At 70.9% G+C, this 16070-nt stretch carries 13 protein-coding genes and 1 pseudogene; 4 read left to right on the top strand and 10 right to left on the bottom strand.

Annotation, left to right across the window (positions count from 1 at the left end):
- Nucleotides 1–23: 23 nt before the first annotated feature.
- Genes FH609_RS08790 through FH609_RS08780 form a run of 3 tightly spaced genes read right to left on the bottom strand, consistent with a single transcriptional unit; the run spans nt 24 to nt 3852 of the window.
- Entirely contained in the window at nt 24–998 is a 975-nt protein-coding gene (locus tag FH609_RS08790) for an ABC transporter substrate-binding protein (RefSeq protein ID WP_139666318.1), read from the bottom strand.
- Nucleotides 995–2608, bottom strand: a complete 1614-nt coding sequence (locus FH609_RS08785) for an AtzH-like domain-containing protein (protein WP_139666319.1) — start codon at nt 2606–2608, stop codon at nt 995–997. Before FH609_RS08785 ends, FH609_RS08790 begins: the two co-directional genes overlap by 4 nt.
- Entirely contained in the window at nt 2605–3852 is a 1248-nt protein-coding gene (locus tag FH609_RS08780; protein WP_139666320.1) for an acetamidase/formamidase family protein, read from the bottom strand. The genes FH609_RS08785 and FH609_RS08780 overlap by 4 nt, the downstream gene beginning before the upstream one ends.
- A 298-nt stretch (nt 3853–4150) precedes the next feature.
- Between FH609_RS08780 and FH609_RS08775 the strand changes: the two genes are divergently transcribed.
- Together FH609_RS08775 and FH609_RS08765 are read left to right on the top strand one after the other, a co-directional pair.
- Nucleotides 4151–4846, top strand: a complete 696-nt coding sequence (locus tag FH609_RS08775) for a FadR/GntR family transcriptional regulator (protein ID WP_139666321.1) — start codon at nt 4151–4153, stop codon at nt 4844–4846.
- A gap of 280 nt (nt 4847–5126) precedes the next feature.
- Nucleotides 5127–6938, top strand: a pseudogene (locus tag FH609_RS08765) (transposase).
- Nucleotides 6939–7016: 78 nt separating this feature from the next.
- Here the strand turns inward: FH609_RS08765 and FH609_RS08760 are convergent.
- Both FH609_RS08760 and FH609_RS08755 read right to left on the bottom strand, forming a co-directional pair.
- Nucleotides 7017–7676 (bottom strand): hypothetical protein, encoded by a 660-nt coding sequence (locus FH609_RS08760; RefSeq protein ID WP_139666322.1) that lies wholly within the window; start codon nt 7674–7676, stop codon nt 7017–7019.
- Nucleotides 7673–8503, bottom strand: coding sequence for an ATP-binding cassette domain-containing protein (locus tag FH609_RS08755; RefSeq protein ID WP_226961498.1), 831 nt, complete (start codon nt 8501–8503; stop codon nt 7673–7675). Before FH609_RS08755 ends, FH609_RS08760 begins: the two co-directional genes overlap by 4 nt.
- A 250-nt stretch (nt 8504–8753) precedes the next feature.
- Between FH609_RS08755 and FH609_RS08750 the strand changes: the two genes are divergently transcribed.
- Both FH609_RS08750 and FH609_RS08740 read left to right on the top strand, forming a co-directional pair.
- Nucleotides 8754–9290, top strand: a complete 537-nt coding sequence (locus FH609_RS08750; protein ID WP_139666323.1) for a hypothetical protein — start codon at nt 8754–8756, stop codon at nt 9288–9290.
- Between the two features lie 314 nt (nt 9291–9604).
- Nucleotides 9605–10132, top strand: a complete 528-nt coding sequence (locus FH609_RS08740; protein WP_193317797.1) for a hypothetical protein — start codon at nt 9605–9607, stop codon at nt 10130–10132.
- Nucleotides 10133–10291: 159 nt separating this feature from the next.
- Here FH609_RS08740 and FH609_RS08735 read toward each other — a convergent pair whose 3' ends face one another.
- The 5 genes from FH609_RS08735 to FH609_RS08715 form a co-directional block, all read right to left on the bottom strand.
- Entirely contained in the window at nt 10292–11896 is a 1605-nt protein-coding gene (locus FH609_RS08735; RefSeq protein ID WP_139666324.1) for an alpha-amylase family glycosyl hydrolase, read from the bottom strand.
- A gap of 151 nt (nt 11897–12047) precedes the next feature.
- Nucleotides 12048–12884: a carbohydrate ABC transporter permease gene (locus tag FH609_RS08730; protein WP_139666325.1), complete on the bottom strand. Its 837-nt coding sequence runs from the start codon at nt 12882–12884 to the stop codon at nt 12048–12050.
- Nucleotides 12881–13840, bottom strand: a complete 960-nt coding sequence (locus FH609_RS08725) for a carbohydrate ABC transporter permease (protein ID WP_139666326.1) — start codon at nt 13838–13840, stop codon at nt 12881–12883. The genes FH609_RS08730 and FH609_RS08725 overlap by 4 nt, the downstream gene beginning before the upstream one ends.
- Nucleotides 13837–15111 (bottom strand): ABC transporter substrate-binding protein, encoded by a 1275-nt coding sequence (locus tag FH609_RS08720; protein WP_193317798.1) that lies wholly within the window; start codon nt 15109–15111, stop codon nt 13837–13839. The genes FH609_RS08725 and FH609_RS08720 overlap by 4 nt, the downstream gene beginning before the upstream one ends.
- Before the next feature lie 215 nt (nt 15112–15326).
- Nucleotides 15327–15989, bottom strand: coding sequence for a heme oxygenase (biliverdin-producing) (locus tag FH609_RS08715; protein ID WP_226961497.1), 663 nt, complete (start codon nt 15987–15989; stop codon nt 15327–15329).
- Nucleotides 15990–16070 lie beyond the last annotated feature (81 nt).

Genomic DNA, 16070 nt, shown 5'->3' with positions numbered 1-16070 from the left:
GGACGGCGGGGGACGGCGGGGGACTACTCGGCGAACGCGCTGGCCTCGACGAAGGTCGGGTCGACCAGCGTCGACAGGTCCGGCGCGCCGGATATCTGGTCGAACGCGACCATCTGCTCGGCCTGGGCCCCGAGTTGGGCCAGATAGTCCTCGTCGAGGGCGTAGCGCGGCGTGATGTTCGTAACGGAACGGGCGGTCACCTCGGGGTCGAGGCCGAAGGTCTCCACCACCCCGTCCACCCAGGTCTCGGGCTCCTCGTTCATCAGCCCCACCGCCTGGATGAACACATCGGTCACCGACTGCACCAACTCCGGATCGTTCTCGATCAGTTCGGCCCGGGTACCGAAGACGATGTTCACCCCGCCGATCGGGGTGTCATATGGCGAGGCGATCTCGTGCGCCCCGTCCTCCAACGCGATCGAGACCCCGGTCTCGGCGCCCAGGAACGCGTCCACCTGCCCCGACTCGTAGGCCGGCGCCATGTCGGCGTACGGCAGGTTGACCAGCTCCACGTCGGCGTCGGGGTCGATCCCGTTCGCCTGCAACGTCAGCTTCAGCAGGATCTCCTGCGAGGAGCCGGCCGGGTAGCCGATGCTGGTGCCCGGCAGGTCCTCGGGCCCGGCGATCTCCGGGCTGCCGACGAAGCCGGAGCCGCCGTTGGCCGCCGAGCCGATGATCCGGACGTCCTCGCCGGCCGCCGAGCCGGCCAGCATCGAGGGCGCGCCCAGCACCGCGAAGTCGATCGCGCCGCTGGAGAGCGCGTTCTTGATGTCGGGCGAGTTGTCGAAGGTGGTGATCTGGTAGCTGACGCCCTCCTCGGCGAACCGCTCCATGAAGTACGGCTGGTACAGGTGCGGTTGGCTGCGCAGGGTGCCGATGGTGATGGTGTCCGACGAGCCGCCGTCCTCGCCCTTCGAGGTGCCGCAGCCCGCCAGCGCGGCGGTCAGCAGCAGGCCGAGTGCGGCGGCCACGCCGGTCTTGGGCAGCTGGTGGTTCATGTGGTCTCCGTGGATGGTTGGGCGTGGTGGGGGCGGTCGCCGGCCAGGGTGGCGGCGGCGCCCAGGGCGAAGCGGAGCAGGGGAAGGTCACGGCCGGCGGGGCCCACCAGGCCGAGCCCCAACGGCGGTTGGCCCGGGCCGGTCCCCGGCGCCGGCATGGTCAGGGCGGGCAGCCCGGCCAGCGAGGCCAGACAGGTCAGCCGCAGGGTGCGGTCCCGGGCGGCGGCCAGCGCCTCGGGGTCGGCGAGCGGCGGGGCCGGGGTCGCGGTGGCCGGCAGCAACAGCACCCGGTCCGCCAACGCGGCCCGCAGGAACGCGGCGGCATCGGCCAACACGGCGCGCGCCGCCTCGTGCTGGGCCCCGGTGACGCCGGCGGCCCAGGCCAGCCGGGCGGCCACCTCGCCGGACAGCGCCCCGGGATGCCCGGTGACCCAGGCACCATGCGTGCGCCATGCCTCGAAGCCCTGCACCACGCGGAACGCCTCGAACCAGGCATCGCAGTCGACATCGAGGTCCAGCGGAACGGCGCCCAGCGCCTCCGCCGCGCCCCGCACGGCCTCGGCGACCTCCGGCTCGGCCCGCGCGGTGAGCGCCGGCACGGTGACCAACTCGCCCGGCCGGCCGTCCCGTTCGGGAACGTCCGGCAGCAGCGCCTCGGCCACCCGCAGCAGCGTCGCGCCGTCGGCGGTCAGCCAGCCGACCGCGTCGAAGGACGGCGCCAGCGGCAGCAGCCCGGCGGTGTCCACCAGCCCGGTGCTGGTGCGCAGGCCCCACAGGCCCAGATAGGACCCTGGCACCCGGATCGAGCCCGCCGTGTCGGTGCCGAGCCCCACCGCCGCCTCGCCCCTGGCCACCGCGACCGCCGGGCCGTTGGTCGAGCCGCCGGGCACCCGGCCCGGCGCCGTCGGATGCGCCGGCGTGCCCCAGCGCCCGCCGACGCCGCTGACGCTGTAGGCCAACTCGTCGGTCTGCGCGATGCCCAGCAACGAGGCCCCCGCGTCGAGCAACGCGGCCACCGCGCTCGCGTGCCGCGCCTCGGGCGCCCGTTCGGCCAGGAACGCCGGAACGCCGGCGCCGACCGGCTGCCCGGCCACCGCGAACAGGTCCTTGACCGCGACGCCCAGGCCGTCCAGCGGCCCCGAGGCGGTCGGCGCCACCAGCGGCGCGCCCGCCACCCGCCACACCGAGGTGTCCAACGGCCGGGCGGGCGCCGTGACATGGGCCGCCGCCACCCGCCACCGGCCCTCGACCCGTTGCCACAGCTGCGTCTGGAGCCCGGGCGCCCCGGTCGGCGACGCGACCTCCGCCACCAGCAGCGCCACCCCATCGGCCGGCAGCCGCACATGCACCCGCACCAGCCGCCGGTCGGGCGCCGCCGGCCGGGCGGCCCGGAACGCGGCGATGGTGGCGTGCCCGCGCGACACCCCGGTCCCGTCGGCGCGCAGCGTCGCGTCGCCGGGCGCGAAGGCCGCGTCCAGCGCGGGCACGTCGTTGCCCAACAGGGCCCGGTCATAGGCGAGGAACGCCTCCCACAGCCCCGGCGGCAGCGGCCCGTCACCGAGCACCTCGGGATGCGTGGAGGTGCGGTCGGGATGCCACAGCGTGCTCATCGCGCACGCTCCAGAATTCGCCGCGCCACCGGGCCCGGCGCGTTCTCGACCGCGAAGTCCGCGACCCGCAGCTCCCCGTGCACCCCGGCGACCAGGTCCACGGCCTGCGAGACCTGGAAGTCGGCCGCCGCGCTCAGATACAGGTACGCCTGCCGCGCCTCCAGGCCGGAGACCGCGCCCAGCAGCGCCACCGCGTTGCGCACACAGCGCCGCAGCGCCTCGTTCAGGTCGGCGTCCAGGCCGGTCGGCACCAGCAGCCCGTGCCCGGCGGCGAACGGGCCCGCCACGCCCGCGAGTTCCTCGGCCACCAGCTCGCGCGGCAGCAGGTCCACGCCGAGCTGGGCGCGCAGCGGCGCCTCGAACGCGGTCAGCGCCACCTCGCCGTTGCCCTGCGCGTAGTGCGGGTCCCCGACGTAGAGCAGCGCCTCGGGCACCTGCACCGGCAGGAAGAGCGTGGACCCCGGGGTGAGCAGCCGAATGTCGACATTGCCGCCGTGCGGCCCGGGCGGAACCGAGTTGGCCCGAGTCGGGGTGTCCGTCGCCACGCCCACGATGCCCAGAAACGGAGCCAGCGGGAAACTCACCTGCCCGGTCCGGGCGTTCGGGTCCCGCCGCTCGGGCAGCGTGCCCAGCCAGCGGCCGTCCGGGCCCGCCGTCACCGAGCAGAACGTGTGGTAGTCGCCGCCCAGTTGAGGGTCGTCGGCCAGCACCCCGCGCCCGTGGCGGGTGGAGATCACCCCGTAGGGCGCGCGCAGTTCGAGCCGTTCGGTGCGCACCGCCAGCAGGTCTCCGGGGCGCGCGCCGGCCACGGCGATCGGTCCGGTCACCACGTGCGGTCCGTCCCCGGGGGAGCGGCGCCCGCGCGCGGTGATCTCGACGGCGTCCGCGAGCACCTGCCCCGGCTCGACCCCGTACCGGCCGAAGAACGCCACCGGGTCCGAACCCTGGTCGGCGAGGATGCCCTCGTGGCTGACGGTGTCCACCACGATCCGCTCGCCCGGTGCCACCACCGCGACCGGCTTGTCGCCGGCGCACGGCAGCCGGCCCCAGAGCACGTGCTCGGGGTCGGCGGGCAGGTAGTCGATGCCCGAGGGGAGCCGTTCGCCCCGCTGGAGAACGGGGAACGCCCCCGCTGCCGCTGTCGCCGTCACCGCTGCTCGTGCCCCCTGAAGTCCCGCTGAAGTCCCGCTGAAGTCCCGGTTGAAGTCCCGGTGCTGGATGGCCGTGGTGATTGGTCTGACCATCCGATGTCCTGGCCACAGTGCGGGGCGCGGCCGGTCGAAGTCCAGGGTGGGCGGGTAGACGTCACGCCTCTTTTACGTGGCTTTACCTGGCCGAAACGCCGCCCCCGGAACGGGCGTTGTGGCAGCTCAGCGCGAAACACGCCGGATACGGACGCTTCTCGGCCAACCCCGGACGGGTCCGTCAACACGCCTTGCGGCGCGCCGAATCGGGGTGGTACTCATTGGTCAGACCACCGGGCCGACCCGGCTCCGCTGGTTGGGGCCCGAGGGGTCCGACTCTCGAAGGGGGGAGCCGCCGATGAGCTTCGCTTCCATTCCGCCGATGGTGCGCCGCTCGCGCAGCGTGGGCGCCGAGGTGGCCGCCCACCTGGAGCGGCTGATCACCAGCGGCGAGCTGCGGGCCGGCGACCGCCTGCCCGCCGAGCGGGACCTGGCGGCCAGCCTCAACGTCTCCCGGGCCTCGCTGCGGGAGGCCATGTTCGAGCTGGAGTCCAAGAAGCTGATCGAGCGTCACCAGGGGCGCGGCAGCGTGGTCGCCGAGCAGCCCGAGGGCGTCAGCCAACTCTACGAGGGGCTCTCGGAGTTGGACGTGGAGATCGCCAACGCCACGGAGCTGAGGGATCTGGTGGAGCCCCGGATAGCCCAGCTGGCGGCGGTGCGGGCGGCCGACTCCAACCTGCTGTCCCTGGAGGAGGTGCTGGCCCGCTCGCACGAGGAGCTGAGCCCGGAGGAGTCGCTGGCGCTGGACGTCGAGTTCCACACGCTGCTGGCCCACGCCGCGCAGAACCCGCTGCTGGTGACACTCTGCACCATGACCACGGACTGGACGCGGCGGACCCGTGAGCTGTCCCACCGGACGCTGGAGGGCCGGCGGATATCCGTGCGCGGCCACCGCGCGATCTTCGAAGCGGTGGTCGCCCGCCGGGCGGTGCCGGCCGGTGCGGCGATGGAACGTCACCTGCGGGAGATCCGCGAGGTCAGCACGCGTGCCTGAGGCTCGCGTGTAGGTACTCAGAATCTGCGTCATGTTCTCGCGAGCGATGACCTCTGAATAGCACTTATGACGCGGTATTGAGATTCCCAGATCGGAATGACCACCCTTTCGAGTTATCGAAAGTGCGTGTGATCGTTCGCACCCCAGTGCCCGTGCAACTGTCCTGTGATCAAGGTCAGTTACACGGGCACTGGGGTGGACGGTGGATGTAGAGGTGTGTGTTCGGCTTGCCGAGGATGAGGCGTCTGAAGGTCTCGTCTGGGGGTCGGTGCCGTTGGAGATGCTGTACGCGGCCGAGCCGTGGCGGACGTTCCGCTGGTACGCCGGGCAGAAGCACTACTCGGGTTCGTACTGGTCGAGTACGCAGTCGGATCACGTGATCTACGAGTCGCGGCTGGAGCTGGCGCGGTTGCTCTACGCGGACTTCGACCGGGATGTGACCGCGATCGTGGCCCAGCCCTTCTTGCGGGCCGGGGCCGGCCTCCGACGATCCGCAGGAGATGGCGGCGGTCGTGCTGGACCGGCTGGACGCCGGTGAGCGGGAGCGGGTCCTGGAGCGGGCCGCGCATGTCAGGGAGGTGCTCACTGGGTTCCGCAGCGGCAGCGAGGAACTGCCGGCCGCAGGGGAGCCTCGTGGTGCCTACGCGGCGGGTGAGCCGATGGAGAGCAGGTACGCGGCGAAGGCGGCCGAGCTCGAGGTGGCGACCCGCACGGTCAAGCGGTGGGTCGCGGCCTTCCGCCAGGACGGCGAGGCGGGGCTGGTGCCGGCCCGCAGCGGACCGCGCTCGGGGCACCGGAACGCGGAGGTGTGGTCGGAGGCAGCGCTGGAGGTGATGGTCGAGCACACGGGCCAGTCCAAGCCGTCGCGCAAGATGGTCATCGAGCGGACGCGGGCCCGGCTGCTGGCCAGGGGTTTCGACGAGGAGGACCTGCCCAGCCGGGCGACGTCCTATCGCCTCCTGGAGGATCTGGAGCGGCGTCATCCGACGTTCCAGCTGAGTACGAAGCGAAACCGGGACATCGCCGCCCGGCCCGGCGGGGTCTACGGGAAGCTGCGGCCGACCCGGCCAGGCGAGTACCTGCTGATGGACACCAACCGGCTGGACGTCTTCGCCCTGGACCCGGTCACGTTGCAGTGGCTGCAGGCGGAGCTGACCGTCGCGATGGACTGGTACACGCGCTGCGTCTTGGGGATCAGGATCACACCGGTGTCGACGAAGGTCGTCGACGCCAGCGTCGCCCTTTACCAGGCGTTCCGTCCCCGGCCCGCTGGGGAGGACTGGCCGGTGCACGCTCTCTGGCCTGAGCACGGCATTCCGCGGGCGGTGCTGATCGATGTCACCGCGTTGGAGGGGCCGATGCGTTCGGCTGCGTCGCCGGCGCTGGTGCCGGAGACGGTGCTGGTCGATCACGGCAAGGTGTTCGTCTCGGAGCATCTGACCAGCGTCTGCCGCCGGTTGGGGATCTCGGTGCAGCCGGCCCGGCTGCGGACGGGCCGCGACAAGGGCCCGCTGGAGAGGTTCTTTCTGACCCTGCGCGAAGATCTGCTGCAGGCCCTGCCCGGTTACAAGGGTCCTGATCTGCACTCGCGCGGCGAGCGTCCCGAGAGGGAGGCGTTCTTCTTCCTTCTGAGCTTGAGGCGATCATCCGGGAGTGGGTGGCCTGCGTCTATCACCACCGGCCGCACACGAGTCTGGTCGATCCGTGGGTGCCGGGGCTGCGGATGTCGCCGGCGGCGATGTTCGAGCACGGGCTGAACCGGGCCGGTTACATCGAGGCCCCGCGCGATCCGGACCTGGCATTTGAGTTCCTGCGGGTGGAATGGCGCAGGATCCAGCACTACGGCATCGACCTGGACGCCCGCCGCTACAACGGCGCCGCCCTGGACCCCTACCGCGGTCTGCTCAGCGGCAAAGCGACCCGCTGGCGGCAGATCGATCTCGACTGGCTCCGTGACCAACGCGCCGCTGGACGCACCTGCCGCGAACTCGCGGCGGAGACCGGCTTCTCACCCGGAATGATCAGCTACCTGGGCCGGCAGCACGACCTGCCTGGTTGCCGGACAAGGGCCGAACCGCCCGTCAGTAGTTGATCAGGAAGCGTCCGACAGGCCCGCCACGGTCACCACGTGCCCAGCGGCAGGCCCCTGGGGCGGATGAGAGCCGGCGGTCTATTCCCTGCGCCCGGCGACGAACTGCGCGGCGGCGGTGAACACGGCAAGGATCAGCGCGGAGATCGCCAGCATGACGCCGGTGGGGGCGAGCAGTTTCGTCGCGTCGGGGGTGGTGGCCATCAGGGTGAACAGACGGTTGACCGGAGGCATGCCCTTGGTGAAGAGGGCTCCCATCACCAGCGCGAGGGCGGCGGCCAGCGCGTACCCCTGCCGTTTGAAGACCAGCCGTGAGCACAGCACGCCGATGGCGGTGCCGACGAGGGCGCAGGTGAGCTGGGCCTCGATGCCCAGCAAGAGGTCGGTTGTGGTGACCACGTAGTCGCCCATCCACAAGGGGAAGAACAGTCCGAAGACCATCAGGACGAGACAGCTCAGTAGGGCCGTGCCGATCGCCGCGAGCAGCACCGTGAGCGACCGGCCGCCCGCGGTGACGACGACGATCGCCCGCTGCGGCGGGTCGTCCAAGCTCATCAGCGCGATCGTCAGCCAGGTCGAGCAGACGAACAGGGCGCCGGCGGAGGAGGCGTAGGCGGGGGGCAGCGGGCCGCTGCCGTTGACGGTCAGCACGCCCATGAGGCCCATGAACAGGAGCAGCGGGGCGAGGTAGCGCTGCGTGTGCAGCACAGTGGCGAAGGTGTAGCGGATGAGCGCGATCACCGCATGTCTCCGTTCGTCGCGGCGTTCGGCGTCCGGTGGTGGTCCGTGGTCGTTTCGGTGACGCGTTCGACGGACCAGCCATGCTGGAGCGCGGTGAACAGCAGGGCGTCGGTGGACTCGCGTCCCACGCGGACCTTGACGCCCGTGACGTTCCGGCTCACCGCCAGTACGCCGTCCAGCTTTTCCCAGGCAAGGCCCTGCGGTACGCGGCCGTCCCGGCCCGCGGTCAGGACGACGTCGGACGCGGGCCGCTGCTCGGTGGTCCACGGCTCCGGTCCCTGCAACGAAACGCGGCCCTTGCCGACCGTGTAGGTCCGGGTGGCACGGGCCCGGGTGACCGACTCGCGGTGGTCAGTGAACACGACTGTGCCGCCGGAGGCCGCGACCTCGGTCATGATCTCGGCGAGCACGCCGTGGGCGTCGGCGTCCAGCCCGGACCATGGCTCGTCCAGGACGAGCAGTCCGGGTTCCACCAGGAGGGCCTGGGCCAGCGCGACCTTCTGCGCGTTGCCCTTCGACAGGCTCCGCAGGGGGGCGTGCTTGCCGCCCACCAGGGCGAGTCGGTCCAGCAGCTGGCCGGCCCGCGCCGAGGCGACCGAGGTGGTCAACCCGCGGACGCGGCCCATGTGCGTCAGGTACGCCGCGGCCGACATGCGTTCTTGGGGGGAGAAGCGGTCCGGGACGTACCCAACAACGGGTGGCCGGGCGGCCACTGTGCCGCGGGTCGGCCGGGACAGGCCCACCGCGATCCGCAGCAGCGTCGACTTCCCCGATCCGTTCCCGCCTGCGAACGCCACGACCTCGCCGGCCGGGGCCTCCACGTCCACGTCTCTCAGGATCCAATCGCCACGGCCATAGCGCTTGCTCACTGATTGAAGACGTAACAACTGATCTCCTTCGTCCGGCACAACACCCCCAGATGCTCGCAGATCCCGGGGCCCGTCCGCTCCGCATCCAGGATGCCGACTGTCCTCTGCAAGAAGGCCGTGATACCCCGTTACAACGGGGATGCATGGTATGCGCTGAATGGGCTGCCTCAGCCATTCCGGCCACGAGGCAACCTCGCAGGGAGGCGCGATGATTCAGATCACTCTCGGCAAGCAAAAGGACGTCGACCCGAACAGTGATCCCCTCCAGCGCTCGCAGATCGGCTGGAGCGACGGGCTGCCCGACCAGCAGCTGTACGAGATCGCCCGCGGAGTCTGGGTGATGCCCGGAACGCGCGTTGAACGTGAGCGATTCGCGGTCGTCAATGGCGGCGGAGTCATCCGCCTGGCCATGGAGATCGAACGGGTTGTCGACGTCCCTGGTGGGCGCCGGTCCTTCGAAGGCCGCATCCTCGGACCTGGGCATTCGGTTCACGACTACTACGTTGGCAAGCCCGCCCCGAACGGCGCCCAGCAGAACCCGATCACCTACCTCAAGTCCCCACTGGACAACCGGAAGTGCAACTGTGGCTGCGGCAAACTGATCGAACGCGGTGACTTCCTCCCCGGACACGACCAGCGGGCCATCCACGAGAGAATCGCCCGCATCGGAACCGTGAAGGACTTCATCGCCTGGTTCGACCAGACCTGGACGCCCGACGAAGCCCAGCAAGGCGAAGCCGCGTGAGGAAATGCCACCGAACTGAGACGGAAACTGCGGGACATCTGGTGAGACAGCAATACAAGCAGCAGGTCACCGCGGTCCGTAATGACACTGGCGGCGCGAACCTACAGCTGGCAGGCGGGGCACGGTGGGCGCCGGCCCAGCAGCAGAGGTGGGCAGCGGGGGACCGGTTCGGCTTCGCCGTCCTCGCAGCACAACTCCGGTCCGGTGCGCCTCGTTCGAAGTGAGCCCCGGCACGGACCAGAGCGACGCGGTGGGGTACGTTCACAGCCCGCCAGCGGGCCTGGGCCGCCCCACCCCGACCGGAGGTCATCTCGATGTTCCCCGCGCGTGTGCTCGCCATCGCCCGGCCGGCTCTGGTGGTTCTCGCCCTGTCCGGCTGCTCTTCGTGGATCTGCTCGGACACGACGGCGGAGCGCGGTAGGGCCGACGTCAGGGTGCAGGTCGTGGGCACGGACGGGCAGCCTCTCGGATTCACCGCCGCGATCGTTGACTGGAGCCTTGAACCCCACCCGCAGGTGCCCTCCGAAGGTGACCAGGTCCACTTCCGCTTCCGCTTCGACGGCGTCGACGAGTTTTCCGACCCCGTAGTGGACGCCTGCGCGGTCGACAGCGAGCGCGTGACGTTGGGGTGTCAGACGGTCTCCTCGTCCCAGGCGTTCGGGCCGGCCGACGATCCCCTCACGGGCGACGACTGGCTCGCCGTCGAGCACCCTGGGCAGGTTGACGGAGTGCTGTTGATCCCCAATGACCAGTCCTACGCCCGACGCACCTGCGAAGAGGACATGAAGGACGGCGGCGGGACGCATCCTCCGGAACCACCCGGCAGGGGGGACCAGCTGTAGGGACGTCAGGGCGGTCGAGCGCGCGAGGCACAGGCTGCCGGCGCCCCGGCGTTCGCGCGGTTCGGTGGTCTGGTGGGGCGTTGGTCAGCGTGCGCCCGGATGTCCCGTGCCCCGGGGCCTCGCGGCCCCCAGGGCCGCGGGCCCCTCCCGTTCGCCCGGCTAGGGCCGCAGGTCGAGGACGCCGTAGCCGAAGCCGGCGGCCGCGACCCCGTCGGGTCCCACCGTCACGCCGTCGCCCAACACCAGCCGCGCCGTCGCCATGTCCGGCCGGGGCAGCGGGTGTTCCGCGCGCTCGCGGCGCGGGTTGACGACCACCAGGAAGCGGTCACCCCGCAGATACACCAGCGGATAGCCGGTGTGGAACACCTCGACGCCACACCGCGCGCCCAGCTCCGCGTGCGAGCGGCGCAGCGCGATCAGCCGCCGCACCAGGTGCAACAGCGAGCCCTCGTCGGCCCGTTGGGCCGCCACGTTGGGCCGCTGCGGGTCCGGGTCGATCGGCAGATACAGCTTCTCTGCCGGCGCGGTGGAGAAGCCGGCGTTGGGGGAGCCGTCCCACTGCATCGGGGTGCGCGAGCCGGCCCGGTTGTAGCGCGGGCCCAGCCGGCTGCCCTCGTGGTCCGGCAGGTCAGGGATGAAGCGCATCCCGATCTCGTCGCCGTAGTAGATCGCCGGCAGCGTCGGCCAGGTCAGCTGGAACGCGAACGCCGCCGGCAGCTGCTCCGCTGTCCGCGTGCCGCAGGCCAGCCGGGAGAAGTCGTGGTTGGCGCTGGGCAGCGTGACGAAGCCCTGGTCGCCGACGACCGCGTTCACCGACTCGAAGGCGCTGACGAAGGTGCCGGCCGAGGCCAGGCCCTGCTCGTCGAAGTAGCAGTGTTCCTGCGTCCAGTGCTCGGCCACGGTGCCCTGGCCGTTGTTCCACAGCGAGCGCAGCGGCAGCCCGTCCGAGGGCCCGCCGAACTGGAGGAAGAAGTCGGAGTGGAAGCCGGCCGGCACCGAGACCGAGGGGTCGCCCCACTCGGCGAGCAGCGCCGCGTGCGGGTGGGCGTCGTCCAGCCAGCGGCGCAGCTCGGTCCACAGGATGCCGGTCTCCTTCATCCCCGGGTCGTCCTTGACCAGCGAGTGCGCCATGTCCACGCGGAAGCCGGCCAGCCCCAGGCCCAGCCAGTGGTCCATCACCTCCCGCAGCGCGGCCCGGTTGGCCTTCGGGCCCGGCGCGTCCACGGGCTGCCGCCAGGGCTCGTTCGGATCGGTGCGGGCATAGCCGAAGTTCAACGCGGGCTGGCTATCGAAGAAGTTGGGCAGGTAGCCGCCGGGCCGGCTGCCCGGCGAGGTGACGAAGCCCTTGGGCAGCTCCTCGTCCATCCGCTCGGTCCAGATGTAGCGGTGGTCGTCCGGGTCGTCGACGGCCCGCTGGAACCAGGGGTGCTGGTCCGAGGTGTGCCCGGCGACCAGGTCGAGCATGACCCGGATCGAGCGCCGCGCCGCCGCCTCGACCAGCTCGGCCAGCTGCTCCTCCGTGCCGTAGCGCGGCGCGACGCTCAGATAGTCCGAGACGTCGTAGCCGGCGTCGTTGAACGGCGAGGCGAAGCACGGGTTGAGCCAGACCGTGTTGACGCCGAGCCACGCCAGATGGTCCAGGTGCTCGGTGACCCCGGCGAAGTCGCCGATGCCGTCGCCGTTGGAGTCGGCGAAGCTCTGCGGATAGATCTGGTAGAGGACGGCGTCGGCCAGCCAGCTGGGAGCGGGGCGGAACGGCGACATGCGGGACGACCTTTCTTACGGGTCATACGGCTCATGCGGGTACGGGCCGCGTCGCGCGGCGGTCTCGGACGTTCGACACGGTTTCAGACGTTCCATGGAAACCCGACGATCATCGCCGAACAAGCCACCACCCGATCAACCCGCCGCGACGTCAGCCCTTGACCGCGCCCGAGGTCAGCCCCGAGACGACGGCCCGGCGGAACACCAGCACCAGCAGCGCGATCGGCAGCACCGAGACCGTCGCGGCGGCGAAGATCGTGCCGTAGGGGACGGTGAACGTGGAGCCGAAGAGCGCCACGCCGACCGGCATCGTCCGGTAGTCGTCGGCGGTGTTGAGGGTCAGTCCGATCAGGAACTCGGTCCAGCACGCCGTGAAGGTGAAGATCGCCGCCGTGAACATCCCGGGCAGCGCCTGCGGCAGGATCACGCCCAGCACGGTCCGCACCGGGGAGGCGCCGTCCACCCAGGCGACCTCCTCCATCTCCTTGGGGATCTGGAGGAAGAAGTTCCGCAGAATCCAGATGGCGAACGGGATGTTGAGCGCCGTGTAGACGAGGATCAGGCCCTGGTAGCTGTTGAGCCAGCCGATCTCCCGCATCAGCAGGAACAGCGGCGCGGCCAGCGCGATCGTCGGGAAGAGCGAGATCATCAGCAGCGCGATCATGATCGGCGACTTGCCGCGCAGCGGCAGTCGCGCCAGCGCGTAGCCGGCGAACGCGCTCAGGCTCAGCACCAGGGCGGTCGCTAGCAGCGAGACCAGCGCCGAGTTCAGCAGGTAGCGGCCGAAGTTGTTGTCGGCGAACGCCTGCCGGTAGTTCTCGAAGGTCAGGCTCTCCGGCCAGGCCGTCGGCGGGTTGGCGCCCACCTCCTCCATCGGCTTGAGGGAACTGACGGCCATCCAGTAGAGCGGCGCGGCCACGAACAGCGCGACCAGCAGCGCCGCCAGGTGCACCCAGCGGAAGTGGAAGTGGATACGGGGTCGGATCATGCCTGCGTCTCCTCGTCGCCCACCCGGGCCTTGAAGGCCCGCAGGAAGATCAGACAGCCCACCAGCACCAGCGCCGCCGTGCTGGCCGCCACCGCCGCGCCGGGGCCGAAGTCCAGGTTGGTGAACATCACCTGCCAGCCGAGCAGCGCCAGCGACTCGGTGGCGTCGCCGGGGCCGCCGCCGGTGAGCACGAAGGGCAGGTCGAAGATGCCGAACGCCTGGAGGATGCGGAACAGCACCGCGATGACCAACGCCGGCCGTAGCAGCGGGAGTCGGACCTTCCAGAACGCGGTCCACGCGTTGGCCCCGTCCACCCGGGCCGCCTCCACCACGTCGCTGGGCAGCATCATCAGCCCCGCGAGCACGATGATCGCCACAAACGGAGTGGTCTTCCACACGTCGGCCGCCGCCATCGAGAGCACGGCCGGCGTCGGCGTGCCGAGGAACTGGAACGGTGTTCCGGTCAGCCCCTCGGTCAGCGCGGTGAGCACCCCGTAGACGCCGTTGTACATGTACGCCCACAGCTGCGCCGAGACCACCGTGATCATGGCCCAGGGCAGCAGCAGCAGCGCCATCATCCAGCCCCGGCCACCGGAGAGCTGCTCCAGTACGAGGGCGATCAGGGTGCCCAGCACCAGCTCGGCGACCACCGTGCCGATGGTGTAGAGCACGGTGAAGACGAGGGCGTGGCGCCAGCGGTCGGACTTCAGCAGCAGCTCGTAGTGCTCGCCGGTGGTGCCGGAGAGCTGGAACCCGTCGGCGGAGACCGTCACATGGCTCAGGCTCATCGCCACCGAGAAGGCGATGGGGAAGAGGGTGATGGCGAGCACCACCAGCAGCGCCGGCGTGGCGAAGCCCCACCCCAGGCGCGCGAACTTCCGGTCCAGACTGGAGCGCCCGTCCGTTTCCTGGGGCGTCGCCCGTCGGGGCTCGGTCCGCGCTGTGGCTCCGCTCATAGGGCCCGGTCCTCCAGTGCGCGTTGGATGTCGGCCGCCGCCGCCCGCAGCGCGCTCGCGGTGGAACCGGAGCCGGCCAGGGAGCCGTTGATGTTGGTGTAGATGCCGTGGCTGATCTGCGGGTAGCGCGGGGTGTGCGCGGGCCGGGCGACCATGTCCAGGTCGGCGGCCACCTCCAGCACCGGGTTCTCCCGCTGCAACTCCTCGTCGTGCAGGACCTCTTCGTTGGCCGGCAGGACGGAGTTCTGCGCCATCATCCGCTGGGCCTCGGGGCCGGTCATCCAGTCCATGAAGACCAGCGAGGCGCCGATCCGCTTGCTGTGCGGGTTGACCATCAGGTTCCAGCCGCCGGCCGCCGAGGGCCCGACCTCCTCGCCGCCCTCGAAGCCGGGCAGCGGCATCACGCCGACCTTGTCGACGATCCCCGAGGCCAGCGGGTCGTTGGCCATGCCCCAGCCGTGCGACCAGTTGCGGTGGAAGGCGGCCTCGCCCTCCACGAACGTCTGGAGGGACTGCTGCTCCTGGAAGCTGGTGGAGGCCGAGGGCACGACGCCGCTGTCCAGCAGCTGCCGCATGAAGTCCAGCGCCTCGCGGTTCTCGGGCGAGTCGATGGCGGCCTCGGAGTCGTCCGCCGAGACGCTGCGGCCGCCGGCGGCGGCGGACAGCTCGGTCCAGTTGACCGTCAGGCCCTCGTAGTTGGCCCACTGCCCGACATAGCCGTAGTCGACCTCGCCGTCGTCCTGGAGCCGCTTCGCCGTCTCGGCCAGCTCCTGCCAGGTCTTCGGGACCGGCAGGTCGTGCTTCTCCAGCAGGTCCTTGCGGTAGTAGAGGAAGCCGGAGTCCACATAGAGCGGCGCCGCCAGATGGGTGTCGCCGTACTCGGTGAGCCGGGCGCGCTCCTCCGGGTAGCGGTCCCAGAAGTCGTCGGGCAGGTGCTCGTCCAGTGGCATCGCCAGCTGGGCGTCGCCGAACTGCGCCGGCCACACCAGGTCGCCGTTGTAGACGTCGATCGCGTCCGAGCCGCCGGTGATCTCGGTGGTGAGCGTCGCCCGCATGGTGTCGGTGTTGTTGGGCGCCGGCTGGAAGTCCACGTTGATCTCGGGATGGGCCTTCTCGAAGGCCGCGATCAGCTGCTCGGGAAAGCCCTCCGGTCCGAAGTTGATGGCGTACCAGGTGATGTCGCCGCTGGCCGGACCGACCCTTCGGGGATCGACCGATGCCGCGTCGGCACCGGCCGATCCACAGGCGGTGGTGGCCAGTAGAACGGACACGGCCCAGAACGCCCTTGCGCTGCTGCCGATCGACGTACTCAGGACGTGCTCCCTCAGAAGACCCCGCGTTCCAAGGGCCTCAGAGTCCCGTGTCCTCCAGCACACACCAAGCTAAAAACGCGCTTATCGGAAATATTCACCGGAAAGGTCTCCGCGCGGTGGCGAACCGCGCGGAGAGGTGCTCCGGATGTTCTCGGGGTTCCCGGGTGGGTGCCTCAGCGGGCGACGGCGTCCAGCTCGCTCAGCAGCGCGATGTTCAGCCCGAACGCCAGCCGGCACTCGCCCACCACGCGCTCCCGCTCGGCCTCGTCCACGGCTATCGCGTCCAGCGCCGTCCGGTACTCCCGCTTGAAGGCGGCCGGGTTGGGCACCTCGTCGAAGACGTAGAACCGCACGCCGTCGCCCCGGCGCTCAAGGCCCCAGGTCTTCTCGGCGACGCTCCGCACCACCTGGCCGCCGGAGAGGTCGCCCAGATAGCGCGTGTAGTGGTGGGCGACATAGCCGCCCGGCCAGGTCTCGGCCACCTCGCGCACCCGCGCCGCGTACCGCTCGGTGGTGGGCAGCGCGTGGACGGTGGCGCGCCAGTCGGCACCGCCGTGCAGATGGTCGAGGTCGCGCTCCAGCGCGGGGACGCGGAACAGCTCGGGCCGCAGGAAGGGCCCGGCCACCGGGTCGGCGGCCAGCCGCTCGGCGCCCTCCTCCAACGCCCGGTAGACGAACCAGAGTTGCTCCGTGTACCGGCGGAAGGCGTCGATCCCGAGCCGGCCGCCCAGCAGGTCGTCCATGAAGGTGGAGTCGTGGGCTGCCTCGTGCTGGGCGTGCGAGGCCTGGCGGATCAGGGTGGAGAACGGGGCGGGGGTGGCGTCGAGAACGGTCACGCGTGACCTCCAGGGCCTCAGGGCGACGGGGCGCGGCAGAACGTCGCGCCCCGCCATAGTGTCTACTTAGGCTTACCTAAG

The sequence above is a fragment of the Streptomyces sp. 3MP-14 genome (assembly GCF_006334905.2).
Classification (GTDB): domain Bacteria; phylum Actinomycetota; class Actinomycetes; order Streptomycetales; family Streptomycetaceae; genus Streptomyces; species Streptomyces triticirhizae.
The sequence above is the reverse complement of the archived record's forward strand: the minus strand, read 5'-3'. Positions and strand labels throughout refer to the sequence as shown.

What these genes read in the sequence shown, in the direction of transcription:
- FH609_RS08790 (WP_139666318.1), bottom strand. Translation starts at nt 998, where the DNA reads ATGAACCACCAGCTGCCCAAGACCGGCGTGGCCGCCGCACTCGGCCTG.
- FH609_RS08785 (WP_139666319.1), bottom strand. Translation starts at nt 2,608, where the DNA reads ATGAGCACGCTGTGGCATCCCGACCGCACCTCCACGCATCCCGAGGTG.
- FH609_RS08780 (WP_139666320.1), bottom strand. Translation starts at nt 3,852, where the DNA reads ATGGTCAGACCAATCACCACGGCCATCCAGCACCGGGACTTCAACCGG.
- FH609_RS08775 (WP_139666321.1), top strand. Translation starts at nt 4,151, where the DNA reads ATGAGCTTCGCTTCCATTCCGCCGATGGTGCGCCGCTCGCGCAGCGTG.
- FH609_RS08750 (WP_139666323.1), top strand. Translation starts at nt 8,754, where the DNA reads ATGATTCAGATCACTCTCGGCAAGCAAAAGGACGTCGACCCGAACAGT.
- FH609_RS08740 (WP_193317797.1), top strand. Translation starts at nt 9,605, where the DNA reads ATGTTCCCCGCGCGTGTGCTCGCCATCGCCCGGCCGGCTCTGGTGGTT.
- FH609_RS08735 (WP_139666324.1), bottom strand. Translation starts at nt 11,896, where the DNA reads ATGTCGCCGTTCCGCCCCGCTCCCAGCTGGCTGGCCGACGCCGTCCTC.
- FH609_RS08730 (WP_139666325.1), bottom strand. Translation starts at nt 12,884, where the DNA reads ATGATCCGACCCCGTATCCACTTCCACTTCCGCTGGGTGCACCTGGCG.
- FH609_RS08725 (WP_139666326.1), bottom strand. Translation starts at nt 13,840, where the DNA reads ATGAGCGGAGCCACAGCGCGGACCGAGCCCCGACGGGCGACGCCCCAG.